Origin of the sequence: Clostridioides sp. ES-S-0123-01 (assembly GCF_020658415.1) — a bacterium.
GTDB lineage: Bacteria > Bacillota > Clostridia > Peptostreptococcales > Peptostreptococcaceae > Clostridioides.
The window spans coordinates 97,320-113,865 of record NZ_JACVWD010000005.1; the positions used below are offsets into that span (position 1 = coordinate 97,320).

Here is a 16,546-nt window from a genome sequence, read left to right on the forward strand (position 1 = left end):
ATTAAGGTAAAAGAAATGGCACTAGAGGAAAGACCCAGAGAAAAGATGCTTGCTGAAGGAGTAGAAAGCTTATCAAATGCTGAATTGTTGGCTATACTTTTAAGAACTGGTAACAAACATAAAAATGCAATCGAGTTAGCCAACTATATAATAAATAAAGATATTCAGGGTATTAGACATTTAGAGGAAATGACAATAGAGGAGCTGTGTAATATAGATGGAATTGGATTGTCAAAATCAGCCCAAATTAAAGCAGCTTTAGAACTAGGCTTTAGAGTAGCTAGTTTTAAACCTATGAAGTATAAAATAAAAAATCCTTGGGATATACATAAATATTATATGAATAGTCTGAGGTATTTGAAAAAAGAGGTTTTTAAGGCAGTTCTTTTAAATACAAAAAATGAGATAATATCTGATGTAGATATATCTGTAGGGACTTTAAACTCATCATTAGTCCATCCTAGAGAAGTTTTTAAAGAAGCTATAAAGAGAAGTGCAAGTAAAATAATAGTGATGCATAATCACCCCTCAGGAAGTGTAGAACCATCAAAGGAAGATAAAAATATTACATCAAGACTTATTAAATGTGGAGAAATAATTGGGATTGAAATAATTGACCATATAATAATTGGAGATGGATTATACTTTAGCTTTAAAGAAAATATGATAATTTGACTTTATATGTGATAAAATAGTAGGAGAATGTTTTAAACATGATTCTTAATTAGTAGGAAGGAGTAAAATCATGGCTAAGGAAAAAAAGAAAGAAAAAAGAGGTTTTTTTAGTTTTAACAAGATGACAAAGGATATGGGAATAGATTTAGGGACTGCAAATACATTAGTTTACATAAAAGGACAAGGTATTGTTGTTAGAGAACCCTCAGTTGTTGCAATAAGAGATGACAGTAAAGAAGTTTTAGCAGTAGGTGAAGAAGCTAAAAAAATGATAGGTAGAACACCAGGAAATATAGTAGCTATAAGACCAATGAAAGATGGAGTAATAGCTGACTTTGATATAACTCAATCAATGATTAGTTACTTTATACAAAAAGCAGCTGATAAAAAAGGTGTTGTAAGTCCAAGAATAGCTATATGTGTTCCTTTTGGAGTTACAGAAGTTGAAAAGAGAGCTATAGAAGAGGCTGCAAGACAAGCTGGTGCTAAAGATGCATTTCTTATAGAGGAACCAATGGCAGCGGCTATAGGAGCTGGATTAAAGGTTGAAGAGCCAGAAGGTAATATGGTAGTTGATATCGGTGGAGGTACTTCAGAAATAGCTGTAATATCTCTAGGAGGAATTGTTACTGCTAAATCTATAAGAATTGGTGGAGACGAATTTGACGAGTCTATAGTTGCCTATGTAAAAAAAGAATATAATCTTATGATAGGTGAAAGAACTGCTGAAAATGTTAAAATTAGCATAGGTTCTACATTTAAAGATGATGAAGAAATAAATATGCAAATAAGAGGTAGAGATTTAATATCAGGGTTACCTAAAACAATAGAAATATGTTCTACAGAAGTTAGAGAAGCATTAAAAGAGCCTGTGAGTTCAATAGTAGATGCTATAAAATCTACATTAGAAAAGACTCCACCAGAATTAGCATCAGACATAATGGAAAACGGAATAATGCTAACAGGAGGAGGAGCTTTACTTAGAGGTCTTGATAAACTTATTACACAAGAAACAGGAATGTCTGTTCAAATAGCAGAAGCTCCTCTTGATTGTGTTGCACTTGGAACAGGAAAATCTGTTGAAGACCAAGAAATTTTTGAAAAAGTATTAATGATGAATGCTAAAAATTAGAAGTTGGTGATGGCCTTGAGATTTGACAAGAATAAAAATGAGAAAAAAAGGATTAATGTTAAAGTGATAGCAACGGGCGTAGTTGCTATCACTTTAATTGGAATTGTGGGTATATCAATTGGTAAGTTTTCAAGTGGAAGCCCAGTAAACTTAGGTGTAGCATCAGATGCTATTACAAGTGTAGGAAAAGGAATAAATGATGGATTTTCATTTATAAAAAATGGTTTTAAAGATATCTTAAATTATAGAGATAACTCTGAAAAGGTAAAAAAATTAGAATCAGAAAATGAAAAGCTTAAAAAAGATGTTATAGCTTTAAATACCAAATTAGACAAGACAGAATCATTAGAAGAATTAAAGAAGACACTTAGCTTTGTAGAAGAAAAATATAAAGCAACAAGTATTTCTACAAGTGTTGTAGGTAAAAATGATGGAAACTGGTATGAGAGTTTTATAATAGGTGCGGGAAAAAATTCAGGTGTAAAAAAAGAAAGTATAGTTATGAATGGCAGTGGTCTAGTTGGTATAGTTTATGAAGTTTCCAACGATTATAGTAAGGCAATTTCACTATTAGATTCTAAATCATCTGTAAGTTTTAAATTAGCAAAAAATGCTAGTGCTAAAGGAGCAATTACTCAAAATACTACTTTAGACAATAAGGATAGTTATAATAGTAAAGGTTATTTACAAGGTTATATGTTTGACTCATCATATAATGTAATTCAAGGAGATATAATAACAACATCTGGTCTTGGATTTTTCCCAGAAGGCATACCAATTGGTGAGGTTGAAAAGGTAATTGATGATAAAGATAAATCACTAAAATATGTAGTTGTAAAACCTTATGTTGATTTTAAGAATATAGATGACGTTGTAGTCATAGAACCAAGAAATATAGGATAAAGGGGATAAAAAACAATGAAAAAAGTTTTACTTTGTCTATTGGGTATTGTGGTTATGACTATAGAAAATAGTATAACAAATTATATAAATATTTTTGGAATAAGCTTTAACTTAGTTCTTATATATGTAACTATAATTTCTCTTTATTTGGATGAATTAGAAGGTGGGATTATAGCAGCTATAATAGGGCTTATTAAGGACATAACCATTGGTGGAATTCTTGGTGTAAATGCATTAGTTTTGTTTGTTATTGCATATGCGATTGGACACATGAGGGATCAACTATATAAAGGTAGCTATATTATTACTTTCGTTTTGGTTTTAATAGGAAGTTTAATTGATTCAATTGTCAATATAGGTACATCTAGTATAATCTATCAAAGCTATAGCATATCAACACTTTTAGTAAAGGGTCTACTAGTAGCACCAATAGTGAATAGTTTAATTGGTTTAATAATATATCGCTTGTCTAAAAGAGCAGTTTTAAAACTTAAAGAAGATTAGTTGGTGATTTCATGGAAGAAAATAAACAAGTTGATAGATTTAAAATAATGAAAATAGTCATAAGCGTGATATTTTTAGCTATTTTAGTAAAAATAGTCTACATGACTACATTTAAATATGAATACTACAATGAGTTAGCTGAAAATAAAACATATAAAAAATTGGCAATAGAGGCTCCAAGAGGAGAAATAAAAGATAGATATGGAAGATTGCTAGCAGGAAATAAAAATTTATTTACTGTTCAAGTTTCAGGTAACGATATTAATAAAAAAGATGCTAATAAGCGTTCAAGAGCAAATGAAATATCATTGAAGCTTATAAATTTACTTGAGAAAAATGGTGAAGAATATGTAGATGAATTTCCTATATATGTAGAAAATGGAAAGTACTATTATACATATGACAGAGAGATTAGAGAATATAAATCAGAAAATGGAATACCAAGTGACTATAATGCTAAAGAGAGTTTTTATTACTTGGTAGATAAACTTATATCAGCAGGAATCTTGTCTCAAGAAGATAAAAGGTTAGATGCAACAAAATTACAAGCAAAACTAAATGAAAATGGATACTATCCTCCTATTTTAGTTAGTAAATGGATGTTTACAGCAGAGAGAGATAAGAGAGATTGGTTGGCCAGTTATAAAATAAAAGAGACTAATTTAAGTGCTGAAAAAGCGTTTGAAAAAGTAAGAAATAGCGATGCATTTAAGATTGATAAAAGTTTAAGTAATGAAGATGCAAGAAAAATAATGGTTGTAAGAGATTTAATAAAATCAAAAGGATATTCTCAATATAATCCAGTAACAATTGCAAAAGATGTAGGAGAAACTACCATTGCACAGATTGAGGAAAGTGCTATGGACCTTGTTGGTGTTTCAGTAGCAGTTGAACCAGTGAGATATTATCCTAATGGAACTTTAGCTTCACATATGTTAGGATATGTAGGAAAAATGCCATCAACTCAAATAGAATCATATCTACAAAAAGGATATAAAACAGGAGATATGGTAGGTCTTGCAGGAGTAGAAAAAAGTAATGAAAGCAAGCTAAGAGGAACTGATGGTTATAAAATGGTTAAAGTTGATGCATTGGGTAGAATCAGTAAAGAAATTGAATCAAAAAAACCTAAATCAGGAGATACTGTATACCTTACATTAGATAAAGATTTACAAGAAGTTTCAGATAATGCATTAAAACAGATAATAGAAGTTGCTTCAAAAGGAGGTACTTTTAAAAGTAAGTTTGGGGATAAGCCAATTAGTGCATATGCAGGAAAGGCACAATCAGCAGCTCTTATAGCTATTGATGTTAAAAATGGAGAGGTTTTAGCTTCATCAAGTTATCCTGACTATGACCCAAATAAATTTGCAAAGGGTATTTCCACAGAAGACTATAAAGCACTACAACCAAAGAATCCAAATGACTTACTAGCAGGAAGTCCACTATTAAACTTAGTTACACAAGGGGAATTCCAGCCAGGTTCTTCATTTAAGATGGTAACCTCAATGGCAGCTTTAGAAAATGGTCTAAATCCAAATTTCACTATAAATGACCCTGGAGTTATTATGCTAGGGAAAAAATCATTTGGCGACTATGTGTGGAATCATGGTAGAGGAAATCATGGTATGACAAATTTATATAAAGCTATACAAGAGTCTTGTAACATATATATGGCAACTATTGGTACAGGTAAGACATGGCCAGATGGAAAAAGTATTGGTATAGATATGAATGCAAATAAGATACTTGAGTATGCAAAACTATTTGGATTAGATGAAAATACTGGGCTTGAAGACGAAGTAGAAGAAAGAGCAGGTAAGGTGCCTAGCACAGAGGATAAATTAAAATCAACACAAGCATTGTTAAAATCAGCTTTAGATAGAGAAATGGCCAATGACTTTGTTGATATAACTAGAGATAAAAATCCTAAAGAATACGAAAAAAGAATCGATGAAATTGTAAGTTGGGCAGCTGAAAAGAAAACTCCTGGTAGAGTAGAAACGATGAATAGATTGAAAAAATTGGATGTTAAAGAAAATAGAGTGGAAGATGTAGCGGATATGGCGGTATTTAGTTACTTTAACTTTGCAAAATGGAGTACTGCTGATACATTCAACTTAGCTATAGGGCAAGGTGAAAATGCCTATACGCCAGCTCAAATATCAAGATACGTAGCTGCTATAGCAAATGGAGGTAATTTAGTAGAATTATCTGTAGTTGATAGAGCTGTTTCAAGTGATTATTCATCAGTAAAAATTAATGACCAAAAGAAAGTGGAAAAAATACCTTTCAAAAATCCAGACAATCTAAAGGAACTAACAAAAGGTATGAAATTGGTTGCTAGACAAGGTACAGCAAAAAGTGCTTTTGCTGATTTCCCAATAGATGTAGCAGCAAAGACTGGTACAGCTGAGAAAAGTGGTAAAATACCTACAGATAATGAATATGAATATTTAAAGAGTCATATGTCATCTTATAATGTTAATCTAAATGATGCAATTAAAATGGCTGATAAGATGAAGGCAGAAAAAGAAAAAGAACTTTCATTAGCTAAAGAAAAAGAAATAAAGAAAAAACTAGAAAATAAAGATTTAAAAGACGAAGAAAGAAAGAAATTAGAAGAAGAATTAGAAGATGGAGTAAAAGTTAAATTAGAGGATACTGATAAAGTGAATTCTTCATATTTAAGAAAAGCTATAAAAGAATTAAATCCAAAAATAACAGATGACCAAATAGATAAGTTTAAAGCAGATTATGGTTCTTTTACATGGACTGTTGCATTTGCACCAGCAGATGACCCAGAAATAGCTGTTGTATGTGTAATTCCTCAAGGTGATTCAAGTGTATTCTCACTTTTACCAACTAGAGAAGTTATTGGAACATATATGGGATTAGAGCCAACTAACGGCAAAAAAGACAACAAGACGGATGATGTTAATAATTCTTCTGACGAAAATATAAATTTCGAGTCACAAATCAATAGATAAGTTAAATCCATTTATAAACTTTAGCTTTATGTAGAAAAAATAAAAGGGTTTAAAGCGCATTTGAAGAATATAAATGATATATCACTCTGGAGGTTGTTATGTCTTTAAGAGAAATTTGTAGTCAAGAACTAGTAGAGTTCAAGGGTAATAAAAGAGGGATAATAGTAAATATAAAAAGAGAAGCTCCATTTGAAGAAATACAAGAAAATATAATAAACAAATTGGAAGCGTATGTTGGTTTTTTTAATGGTGCTAAAATTAGTAAAATTAACAGTGATTATTTAACTGACATGGAGATTCTAGAATTAAAAGAAGGAATTACTTCTAGATTTGATGTGGAATTTGTTGAAGATCAAAAAATTGAAGAAAATAATAATTTTCAAACAAAATATGTCAATACCCTAAGATCTGGCGAAAATATTGAATTTGAAGGTGATGTAGTCATATTAAATGATATGAGACCTGGTTCAAAGGTCATTTCAAAATCAAATACAGTTGTTATGGGAGATATAAATGCTGGCGCTAAGGTTGTAGCAGGAGGAAATGTTTTTGTAATGGGGAAAATAGAAGGTTTTGTGCATGCAGGTTCAGAGGGCAATGAGTTTGCCTATGTTGTTGCTGGAAATCTTAATCCAAAAATATTGCAAATAGCAGATAATATTGCAGAAGCTCCAGATGATGAAGAAAATTATGAAATTGAATCAGAAATTAGCCCAGAAATAGCCTTTGTGAGTAATGGAAGAATTGTAATCGAAAGCTATTTGTCAAAGTTGGACAAATAGAAAGAAAAATAGGGGGTAGTATTATGAGCGAAGTTATAGTTATAACATCCGGTAAAGGTGGAGTTGGAAAAACTACTACCGCAGCAAACTTAGGAACTGCGCTAAGCCTAGAAAATAAAAAAACTGTAGTTGTAGATGCAGATATTGGACTTAGAAATTTAGATGTAGTAATGGGTCTTGAAAATCGAATAGTTTATGACATAGTAGACGTTGTTGAAGGAACTTGTAGGCTTAAGCAAGCTCTAATAAAAGACAAAAGATTTGATAATCTATATTTATTACCAGCAGCACAAACTAGAGATAAAAATGCTGTATCAGTTGAGCAAATGGTTGACCTATGTGAAAAATTGAAAGAATCTTTCGAGTATGTAATAATAGACTGCCCAGCAGGTATTGAACAAGGATTTAAAAATGCAATAGCAGGTGCAGATAGAGCTATTGTGGTTACAAATCCAGAGATATCAGCAGTAAGAGATGCAGATAGAATAATAGGTCTATTAGAAGCAAATGAAATAAAAGAAATAAGATTAGTTATAAATAGAATTAGAAATGATATGGTTAAGCGTGGAGACATGATGGACAAACAAGATATAATAGAGATACTAGCAATAGATTTATTAGGTCTTGTTCCTGATGATGAAAGTATAATTATATCAACAAATAAAGGTGAACCAGCAATACTTGATTCAAAATCTCTTGCTGGTCAAGCATACAAAAATATCGCAAAAAGGATACTAAATGAAGAAGTTCCTCTACTTGAACTTGAAGTTGAAGATGGATTCTTTGGTAGACTAAAAAAAATGTTTAGCATGGCTAAGTAGCAAAGGAGGATACATCTGTGTTAGATTTATTTAGAGTTTTTTCTAACGAAGCTAAAACTAGTAAATCTGTTGCTAAAGAGAGGTTAAAACTAGTTTTAGTTCATGATAGAGTAGATTGTTCACCACAACTTTTAGAGATGATAAAAACAGATATTTTAAAAGTAATAGCCAACTATGCAGAAATAGAAGAAGATGGCCTTGAAATCAAAATGTCTAAATGCAGAGGTGAACATGATGACAAACCTGTATCTGCATTAGTTGCTAATATACCATTAAAGAATATTAAAGATAGATGTATGTAATTAGTGCTTAAAAGGGGGATATCCTTATTGGTATATGCCCCTTTTATTTAATTATATGTTTAAAGATAGAAAGACGGTGATTCTTTGAAAAAAATCAATATTAATTATAAGTCGACAATTAAGTTGATAAAACAGTTAGACTGGAAACTTATAGTTACAGTATTAGCTATCTTTATTTTTGGGCTTGTTATACTTAGTAGTGCAACACATGCTAATTCTACAGGTTCATATAATCAATTAGTTAAGCAAGGACTAGCTTTTGTGCTTGGAATAGGAATGATTATAGTAATACTATTTTTTGATTATAATCTTCTAGGAAGGTACTATAAGGCTCTTTATATAATAAGCCTTGTTTTATTAGCTGTAGTTTTATTACCTGGAATTGGTACTGAAAAAGGCGGTGCGAGGTCTTGGATTAACTTAGGTCCACTTGATTTGCAGACTTCTGAAATAGTAAAATTAACATTTATACTTAGTTATGCAAAGATACTTGAGACAAAGAAGGATAAATTAAATACATTAAAAGAGGTTATACCTGTTGTAGTTTATTCTCTCCCATTCATTGGATTACTACTTGCTCAACCAGACTTAGGAACAGGAATTGTATTTTGTTGTATGGTATTTGCAATGCTGTTTACAGCAGGTCTTAGTTCTAAGCTAATAAAAAGAGGAATAATAATACTCTTGGTATCAATGCCATTGATGTATTTAATGATGGCAGACCATCAAAAAGTAAGAATAGAAGCCTTCCTAAATCCAGAAGATGTAACCTTAAAAGGAAACTATCAGGTTATGCAATCTTTGATAGCAATAGGCTCTGGTGGTATGACTGGAAAAGGTCTGTATAATGGAAGTCAAAACCAAGAAGATTTCTTACCAGTACAAGATAGTGACTTTATATTTGCTGTTGTGGGTGAAGAACTTGGTGTAATAGGAATGACAGTGCTTATAATCTTATTTGCAATATTTTTATTACGGATTTTAGCAATTGCAAGAGATGCTAAGGATTTTTATGGGACCCTCATTGTAGTTGGTGTTATGGGTATGTTTGCTTACCAGATAATTCAAAATATTGCTATGACTGTTGCGTTAATTCCAGTAACAGGAGTAACATTACCTTTTGTAAGTTATGGAGGAAGTTCACTATTAACATCTTTAGCCAATCTAGGATTAGTACTAAATGTGTGTATGAGAAGAAAGAAAATAAATTTCTAAGTGTAAGAGTTCTAAACATAAATTGAGGAGATTGAGTATAATGAATATAGCATTAGTAGCACATGACCAAATGAAAAATACCATAGTAGGATTTTGTATAGGTTATGAATCAATTTTAAAAAAATATGGACTATATGCAACTGGAACTACAGGAAAAAGAATAATGGATGAAACTGAATTAAAGATTACTAGATTGGCATCTGGACCTTTAGGTGGAGACCAGCAAATAGGTTCTTTAATCGTAACACAAGAAATAGATTTAGTTATCTTTTTAAGAGACCCACTTACATCTCAACCTCATGAGACAGATATACAAGCTTTGATAAGACTTTGTGATGTGTACCATGTTCCAATAGCTACAAATCTAGCTTCTGCAGAAATATTTATAAAAGCTCTTGATAGGGGAGAACTATCATGGAGAGAAGTTAGGAAGAGCAAAAGTCAACGTGTTTAATAAAAGTAAATAATATATAAAATTAAGAGGTAGCTAAAATAGCTACCTCATTTTAATTTGTTCTATAAGATAAAAACTCTAATGTGAGTTTTTTTATATAATTTAAATGATGGACTATAGATATATGTCATTTAAATAAAAATAACTATTTAACTAATTTTGCAAATTCTGCACCAAACTCCATACATTCTTTTAATGTTTCCTCACTAGGGAAGAATTTTTTCTTAAGAGATTCTACAGGCATTTTGAATGTCATAGCTTTAAGTAAAGTTTCAGCCATAGTTATACCTTCACCACTCCAACCAAATGAACCAAATACTCCTGCTATCTTACCTTGGTTAGCCATTGGGTCTATAACAGAGAATAAATCCCACATAGGTTTAACCATTGTTTTATTTATAGTTGGAGAACCTAATAGTATTACTTTTGATACTACTAATGTATCATGCATTTCTGTTAATGTCATATTTTCTAAATCATATAATTCAGCTTTTGCACCTTCTTTATCAAGTCCCTCTTTTATCTTTTTAGCCATTTCTAAAGTATTGCTATAAGCTGATAAGTAGAATATAGAAACTTGATTTTGATTAGTTGTATTAATAGCTTCTGTAGACCACTCAACATATCTCTTTACAGCAGCCATTGGGTCTTTAGTAAGCATTGGACCATGAGAAGTTAATATAGTATCAAATTCTAAGTTTAGCCCTACAACCTTGTCTACAGCACTCAACACGTGCTTAGCAAATGGCTTAACTATGCAATCATAGTAATGTTTAGCTGATTTTAGATAATCTTCACTGTTTACTACTTCTGAATCAACACTTGCAAAATGACAACCAAATGCGTCACAAGTTAAAAGAGTCTTGTCCTCTTCAATGTAAGTAAACATTGTATCAACCCAATGTAAGAATGGAGCAGTTATAAATTTAAGATTTCTCTTACCGATATTTAAAACTTCACCATCTTTTATTACATGACAATTAAAAGGTCTATTTATTTGACCATCTAAGTATAATTTAGCAGCTTTAGTACAATAAACTTCTATATTAGGATTTAAATCTAATAAGTATTTTAAACTACCAGCATGGTCTGGCTCTGTGTGATGGACTACAACATAGTCAATTTTAGCTATATCAGTAACTTCTGATAAATTACTTAAAAATTCATCCTTAAAATTTGCTTTTACTGTATCAAATAAAACCGTTTTTTCGTCCTTTATTAAGTAAGAATTATAAGTTGTCCCAAACTCTGTTTCCATTATTATGTCGAATACTTTTAAACCTTCATCTACTACGCCAGTAAAGTAGATATCTTTTTTTACTTCGAAAACTTTACTCATTTTTAACCCTCCTAAAAATTATCATTATATAAATAACATACCCCATTTTGAGGTCAGTGAAACAAAAGATGTCATTATAAGTCATCAAAAACATAGTTTTATGTTTATAATATATCATATTTGGTAAAAAATCTGTATTTTAATAAAAATTTAATAGAAAATATTTTTAGATATACTATTTTGTGAATAATATAGATTTTAAATTCAATATTTTAGTTATATTTTTGATAGAAAATATTTTATCGTGTATAATATTACTTATAAATAAGAATAAAAATAAAGAACTTGTTTGGAGGAATTTTAATAAATGAATAAAGTAGACTTGAAAAAAATCTTAAAAAAAGTAGAAAAGCCTGCTAGATATCTTGGGAATGAAATAAATTCAATTCATAAAGATACTAGCAATAGTGAATTGATAAGATATGCACATTGTTTTCCAGACCTGTATGAAGTTGGGATGAGTCACTTAGGAAGTCATATATTATACGATGTAATAAACAAAGATGAAGATGTATTTTGTGAGAGAGTATATTCTCCTGCTGTTGACATGGAAAATATAATGAGAGAAAAAAATATACCATTATTTGCATTAGAGTCAAGAGAGCCTATAACAAACTTTGATTTTGTTACTTTTACACTTCAATATGAACTTTCATACACTAATATCTTAAATATATTAGATTTAGCCAATATACCAATATTAAAAGAAGAAAGAAAATTGGAAGACCCATTTATAATGGTTGGAGGTCCTTGTGCTTATAATTCGGAACCTTTAGCAGATTTTGTAGATATAGTAATATTAGGTGAAGGTGAAGAAGTTAACTTAGAAGTAGTAAATGAGTATAAAGAGTGGAAGAAAAATAAAACAACTAGAGGTGATTTTTTATACAGAATATCAAGTATAGAAGGAGTATACATACCAAGTTTTTATGATGTTAAATACAATGAAGATGGTACAGTTCAAAGTGTAACTCCTAATAGAGAAGGGGTTACTAAGAGTCCTACTAAGAGGATAATAAAAAATGTTGAAACTGTAGATTATCCAGAAAAATTAATAGTACCTTATATAGATACTGTTCATGATAGAATAGTGTTAGAATTGTTTAGAGGCTGTACAAGAGGATGCAGATTTTGTCAAGCTGGTATGATATACAGACCAATAAGAGAAAAGAGTGTTGAAAGACTTAAAGAGATACTTGACAAATTAGTTAAGAATACTGGATATGATGAAATATCATTATCATCACTTAGTACAAGTGACTATAGTAAGTTGTCTGAGCTTACTGATTATTTAGTAGATGAATATGCATCTAATAATATAGGAATTTCACTTCCATCGCTTAGACTAGACAATTTCTCAATGGAGATTGCTGATAAAATACAACAAGTAAGAAAATCTGGACTTACTTTTGCCCCAGAGGCAGGAACTCAGAGACTTAGAGACGTTATAAATAAAGGTGTTACAGAAGAAGACTTAGAAAATGCAACAGAAAGAGCTTTCGAAATGGGATGGAATAGTGTTAAACTATACTTTATGATTGGTTTGCCAACTGAAACTTATGATGATTTGGATGGAATAGCCAAATTAGCTTATAAAGTTATTGATATTTATAGAAAAGTAAATGGAGGTAAGCTAAAAAGAAGTTTTAGTGTTACAGTAAGTACATCCACATTTGTACCAAAACCATTTACACCGTTCCAATGGCATGGTCAAGATACAACAGAGGAAGTAGTTGATAAGCAAAGACATTTAGTCAATAAATTGAGAAATAACAATATAAAATATAACTATCATGATTCAAAGACTAGCTTGATGGAAGCTGTAGTAGCTAGAGGAGATAGAAAGATAGGAAAAGTTATATATGATGCATTTAAATTAGGTGCAAAATTTGATGGCTGGGCAGAACACTTCAGTTTAGATATATGGAAGGAAGCTATGGAAAAAAACAATCTTTCTATAGACTTCTATGCACATAGAAATAGAGGATATGAAGAGGTATTCCCTTGGGACCATATAGATGTAGGTGTAAGTAAAAAATTCTTGATTAGAGAAGATGAAAATGCTAAAAAAGAAAAAATCACTTCTGATTGCAGACATAATTGTAATGGTTGTGGAATAAATATACATGATATAGGAAGGGGGCTTTGTTAATATGAGTAAAATAATTAGAGTCAAATTTAAAAAAGAAGGTGATATGATATATATATCACATCTTGACCTTCAAAGATTATTACAAAGAGCATTTAGGAGAGCTGAAATAAATTTATCACATTCTCAAGGGTTTAACCCTCATCCTAAGATGAGTTATGGTAATGCTTTAGCATTAGGGACAGAAAGCCAAGGCGAGTATGTGGATATTGAGATAGAAGATGATTTATTGGTAGATGAGTTTTTAGATAAAGTGTCAGTTCAGCTTCCAGAGGGGATAGAATTTATTAAAGCAAAGGAAATTGATAGACAGACACCTTCTCTTTCTTCCGTAATAGATTATGGAGAGTATCTGTTTAATATAGATTTAAAAAGGTCTTTGACTAAAGAGTTTGTAAAAAGAAAAGTAATTGACTTTATGAATAATAAAGAGATAATCATAACAAAAAAGAATAAAAAAGGAAAATTGGTTGAAGTTGATATAAGGCCCATGATAAGAACTTTTGATGTTTTAAATTTAGAAGATGAGCATATTACTCTTACTGCTACTATAGCTACAGGTTCAAAAACTAATTTAAATACTAATATACTTATTCCTAAAATGTTAGAGATGTTTGAACTGGATATTGACCCATTAGAAGTTGATATATTGAGAAGAGATTTATATGTATTAGAAGATGGGGAATTAGTGACTCCTATGTAAGTTCGTGAGAGGTGAAGTTGTGAAGAAGATAGTTATTGAGTCCTTAATAGGGTCTCAGAAAACAGCAGTGCTTGAAGATGGAAAGTTAGTAGAACTTTTTGTTGAAGATAACTTAAATAAAAAAACTGTATCCAATATATATCGTGGAATTGTAAAAAAAGTTATACCAGGAATAGAAGCATGTTTTGTAGATATTGGATTTAAGAAACTTGCTTATTTACAGTTAAAAAAAGAAAGTACCATAAAATCTGGGCAAGAGATTTTGGTTCAAGTAAATAAAGAAGAAATTGGTACTAAGGGTGCAAAATTAAATACTGAAATTAGTATATCTGGAAGGTATATTGTCTATATACCTTCCAACGACAGAACTACTATATCAAATAAGATTACTGATGAAAGAGAAAGATTTAGATTAAAAAAAATCACAAAAGCAGTGAATAAAGAAAACTTGGGATTAATAATAAGAACTGAAGCTCAAGGCTGTACTCATGATGAAATAAAAAAAGATATAGAAGAGTTAAAATTAAAGTATGATAATATTTTAAAAGAATATAAACTTGGTATGGGACCAAAGCTATTATATAAGTCCTTAGATTTTGCAACTAAATATGTAAAAGATAATGTAAATGATGAGATTGAGTCTATAATTATCAATAATTATGATAAATATCATGAATTAAAACCTATTTTGAAGCTTATAAATAATGATTATATTGATAAATTATACCTTGAAGAAAATAAAGATGTATTTGATTTATATAGAATAGAATCTCAAATAGAAAAATTATTAAATGAAAAAGTATGGTTAAAGAGTGGTGGTTATTTAATAATAGAAAAAACAGAAGCTCTTACTGTTATAGATGTAAATACAGGTAAGTTTGTTGGAACTGGTAAACTTGATGAGACTGTTTATAAAACAAATATTGAAGCTGCAAAGGAAATTGTGAGACAGCTTAGAATTAGAGATATAGCTGGAATAATAATAATTGATTTTATTGATATGTATAAAAAGAAATATCAAAATGAGGTATTACACATACTAGAGGAAGAGTTTAGTAAAGATAAGAGAAAAGCTGAAGTGTTAGGAATGACAAAACTTGGCTTAGTAGAAGTTGCAAGACGAAGAGAAAAAGAGTCTATTGATAAGTATTATTTAATGGCTTGCCCATGCTGTGATGGAACGAAAACTATAAAATCTATACATCATATAGTGGATAGTGTCGAAAAAGAAATTATGAGAATAAGTGAGCATACAGTTTATAAAAACGTAATAATAGAATTCAATGATTTTGTTTTTAAACAAATAAAAGAAGATTATATGGATATAATTGATAAAATTGGTGAAAAATATAATATGAAAATTTCTTTAAACGCAAACTGCGCATTAAAACACAACAAAACAAATGTTATTTTTGATAAAATAGTTGACAATAAAATGTAAATATTTTATAATTAATAATTGTAATGCCGCACAGTAAAGGTCTAAATCTTCTAATGAAGTACCTTGTACTGGCGAGTTTGAGACCGAGGAGGTGTATTTAATGTACGCTATAGTAAAGACTGGTGGAAAGCAATATAAAGTTTCTGAAGGTGATGTATTATTCGTTGAAAAGTTAGAAGCTAACGCAGGTGATGTTGTTACTTTAAACGAAGTATTAGCTTGCTCTAAAGATGGAGAATTAAAATTAGGTTCTCCAGTAGTAGAAGGAGCATCTGTTCAAGCAAAAGTTGTTGAACAAGGTAAAGCTAAGAAAGTTATAGTTTTCAAGTATAAAGCAAAAAAAGATTACAGAAGAAAACAAGGACATCGTCAATCATATACTAAGATAGTTGTAGAGAAAATCAACGCTTAATTATTGGACTAGTTATGATAAAGGTTAAATATTATTATAATGATGATTTCTTGTTGCAAGGTTTTTGTTTAAAGGGACATGCTGATTTTGCTGAAATAGGCTATGATATAGTCTGTTCTGCAGTTACGTCTAATGCTATTGCAGTTATAAACTCTTTAGACAAGTTACAAAAGATTGAATTTGAAAAGGTAGTAGGAGAAGAAGGGCATATAGAATGTATAGTTAAAGATGCATATCTAAAAGATGCACAGTTATTACTAAATCACTTTCAATTAGCGGTTGAAGAAATTAAACGGGAATACCCAAAAAATATAAAAATTTTAAAAAAGTAGGGGGTGACTCCATATGTTAAACATGAATTTACAATTATTAGCATCTAAAAAAGGGGTAGGTTCTTCTAAAAATGGTAGAGATTCTATATCTAAAAGATTAGGTGTTAAGAGATTCGATGGGCAATTAGTAACTGCTGGAAGTATAATAGTTAGACAAAGAGGAACTAAAATACATCCAGGAACTAATGTTGGAAAAGGTAGCGATGATACTTTATTTGCATTAGTTGATGGTACTGTTAAATTCGAAAGAAAAGACAAGAAGAGAAAAAAAGTTAGTATATATCCAGTAGCAATAGCTGAGTAATATACATAAAAGGAGTGTTGATGCACTCCTTTTTCTTATAATACTGATGAATTTATAATAGTATTTTTGGTAAAGCTAATTAAAAGTT

General features: G+C 30.3%; 17 protein-coding genes. 16 read left to right on the forward strand and 1 reads right to left on the reverse strand.

Going from position 1 to position 16,546, the window contains the following annotated elements:
- Positions 1-15: 15 nt before the first annotated feature.
- The 10 genes from radC (at position 16) to IC175_RS12880 (ending at position 9,778) form a co-directional block, all read left to right on the forward strand.
- Positions 16-675: a RadC family protein gene (gene radC, locus IC175_RS12835; protein ID WP_227434327.1), complete on the forward strand. Its 660-nt coding sequence runs from the start codon at positions 16-18 to the stop codon at positions 673-675.
- A 70-nt stretch (positions 676-745) separates the two neighbouring features.
- Positions 746-1,807, forward strand: a complete 1,062-nt coding sequence (locus IC175_RS12840; RefSeq protein ID WP_269469188.1) for a rod shape-determining protein — start codon at positions 746-748, stop codon at positions 1,805-1,807.
- A 9-nt stretch (positions 1,808-1,816) separates the two neighbouring features.
- Positions 1,817-2,710 (forward strand): rod shape-determining protein MreC, encoded by an 894-nt coding sequence (gene mreC, locus IC175_RS12845; RefSeq protein WP_227434075.1) that lies wholly within the window; start codon positions 1,817-1,819, stop codon positions 2,708-2,710.
- Positions 2,711-2,725: 15 nt separating this feature from the next.
- The gene (gene mreD / locus IC175_RS12850) at positions 2,726-3,214 is read left to right on the forward strand and encodes a rod shape-determining protein MreD (protein WP_227434076.1); all 489 of its coding nucleotides are present in this window, start codon (positions 2,726-2,728) and stop codon (positions 3,212-3,214) included.
- Positions 3,215-3,225: 11 nt separating this feature from the next.
- Complete coding sequence (locus IC175_RS12855; protein WP_227434077.1) at positions 3,226-6,204, forward strand: penicillin-binding transpeptidase domain-containing protein; 2,979 nt, start codon at positions 3,226-3,228, stop codon at positions 6,202-6,204.
- A 98-nt stretch (positions 6,205-6,302) separates the two neighbouring features.
- On the forward strand, positions 6,303-6,986 hold the full coding sequence (gene minC / locus IC175_RS12860; protein WP_227434078.1) for a septum site-determining protein MinC: 684 nt from the start codon (positions 6,303-6,305) through the stop codon (positions 6,984-6,986).
- Between the two features lie 23 nt (positions 6,987-7,009).
- On the forward strand, positions 7,010-7,807 hold the full coding sequence (gene minD / locus IC175_RS12865; RefSeq protein WP_227434079.1) for a septum site-determining protein MinD: 798 nt from the start codon (positions 7,010-7,012) through the stop codon (positions 7,805-7,807).
- Positions 7,808-7,824: 17 nt separating this feature from the next.
- The gene (gene minE, locus IC175_RS12870) at positions 7,825-8,109 is read left to right on the forward strand and encodes a cell division topological specificity factor MinE (protein ID WP_054273171.1); all 285 of its coding nucleotides are present in this window, start codon (positions 7,825-7,827) and stop codon (positions 8,107-8,109) included.
- 84 nt (positions 8,110-8,193) lie between these two features.
- Entirely contained in the window at positions 8,194-9,324 is a 1,131-nt protein-coding gene (gene rodA, locus IC175_RS12875; RefSeq protein ID WP_227434080.1) for a rod shape-determining protein RodA, read from the forward strand.
- A 40-nt stretch (positions 9,325-9,364) separates the two neighbouring features.
- Positions 9,365-9,778 (forward strand): methylglyoxal synthase, encoded by a 414-nt coding sequence (locus IC175_RS12880; RefSeq protein WP_227434081.1) that lies wholly within the window; start codon positions 9,365-9,367, stop codon positions 9,776-9,778.
- A 145-nt stretch (positions 9,779-9,923) separates the two neighbouring features.
- On the opposite strand, the gene IC175_RS12885 is transcribed toward IC175_RS12880, so the two are convergent.
- The gene (locus tag IC175_RS12885) at positions 9,924-11,117 is read right to left on the reverse strand and encodes an FprA family A-type flavoprotein (RefSeq protein ID WP_227434082.1); all 1,194 of its coding nucleotides are present in this window, start codon (positions 11,115-11,117) and stop codon (positions 9,924-9,926) included.
- A 307-nt stretch (positions 11,118-11,424) separates the two neighbouring features.
- On the opposite strand from IC175_RS12885, the gene IC175_RS12890 reads away from it, so the two are divergent.
- The 6 genes from IC175_RS12890 to rpmA all read left to right on the forward strand — a co-directional run bounded on the left by IC175_RS12890 (position 11,425) and on the right by rpmA (position 16,458).
- Positions 11,425-13,269, forward strand: a complete 1,845-nt coding sequence (locus tag IC175_RS12890; protein ID WP_227482186.1) for a TIGR03960 family B12-binding radical SAM protein — start codon at positions 11,425-11,427, stop codon at positions 13,267-13,269.
- 1 nt (position 13,270) lies between these two features.
- A complete protein-coding gene (locus IC175_RS12895) occupies positions 13,271-13,969 on the forward strand; it encodes a TIGR03936 family radical SAM-associated protein (RefSeq protein WP_227482187.1) in 699 nt (232 codons plus the stop codon).
- A 19-nt stretch (positions 13,970-13,988) separates the two neighbouring features.
- The gene (locus IC175_RS12900) at positions 13,989-15,410 is read left to right on the forward strand and encodes an Rne/Rng family ribonuclease (protein ID WP_227482188.1); all 1,422 of its coding nucleotides are present in this window, start codon (positions 13,989-13,991) and stop codon (positions 15,408-15,410) included.
- A 100-nt stretch (positions 15,411-15,510) separates the two neighbouring features.
- Positions 15,511-15,822 carry a 50S ribosomal protein L21 gene (gene rplU / locus IC175_RS12905; RefSeq protein WP_003419082.1) on the forward strand — a complete coding sequence of 104 codons (312 nt, stop codon included), beginning with the start codon at positions 15,511-15,513 and terminating at the stop codon, positions 15,820-15,822.
- Between the two features lie 14 nt (positions 15,823-15,836).
- Entirely contained in the window at positions 15,837-16,154 is a 318-nt protein-coding gene (locus IC175_RS12910) for a ribosomal-processing cysteine protease Prp (protein ID WP_227434086.1), read from the forward strand.
- Positions 16,155-16,167: 13 nt separating this feature from the next.
- Positions 16,168-16,458: a 50S ribosomal protein L27 gene (gene rpmA / locus IC175_RS12915; protein ID WP_003419086.1), complete on the forward strand. Its 291-nt coding sequence runs from the start codon at positions 16,168-16,170 to the stop codon at positions 16,456-16,458.
- Positions 16,459-16,546: the final 88 nt, after the last annotated feature.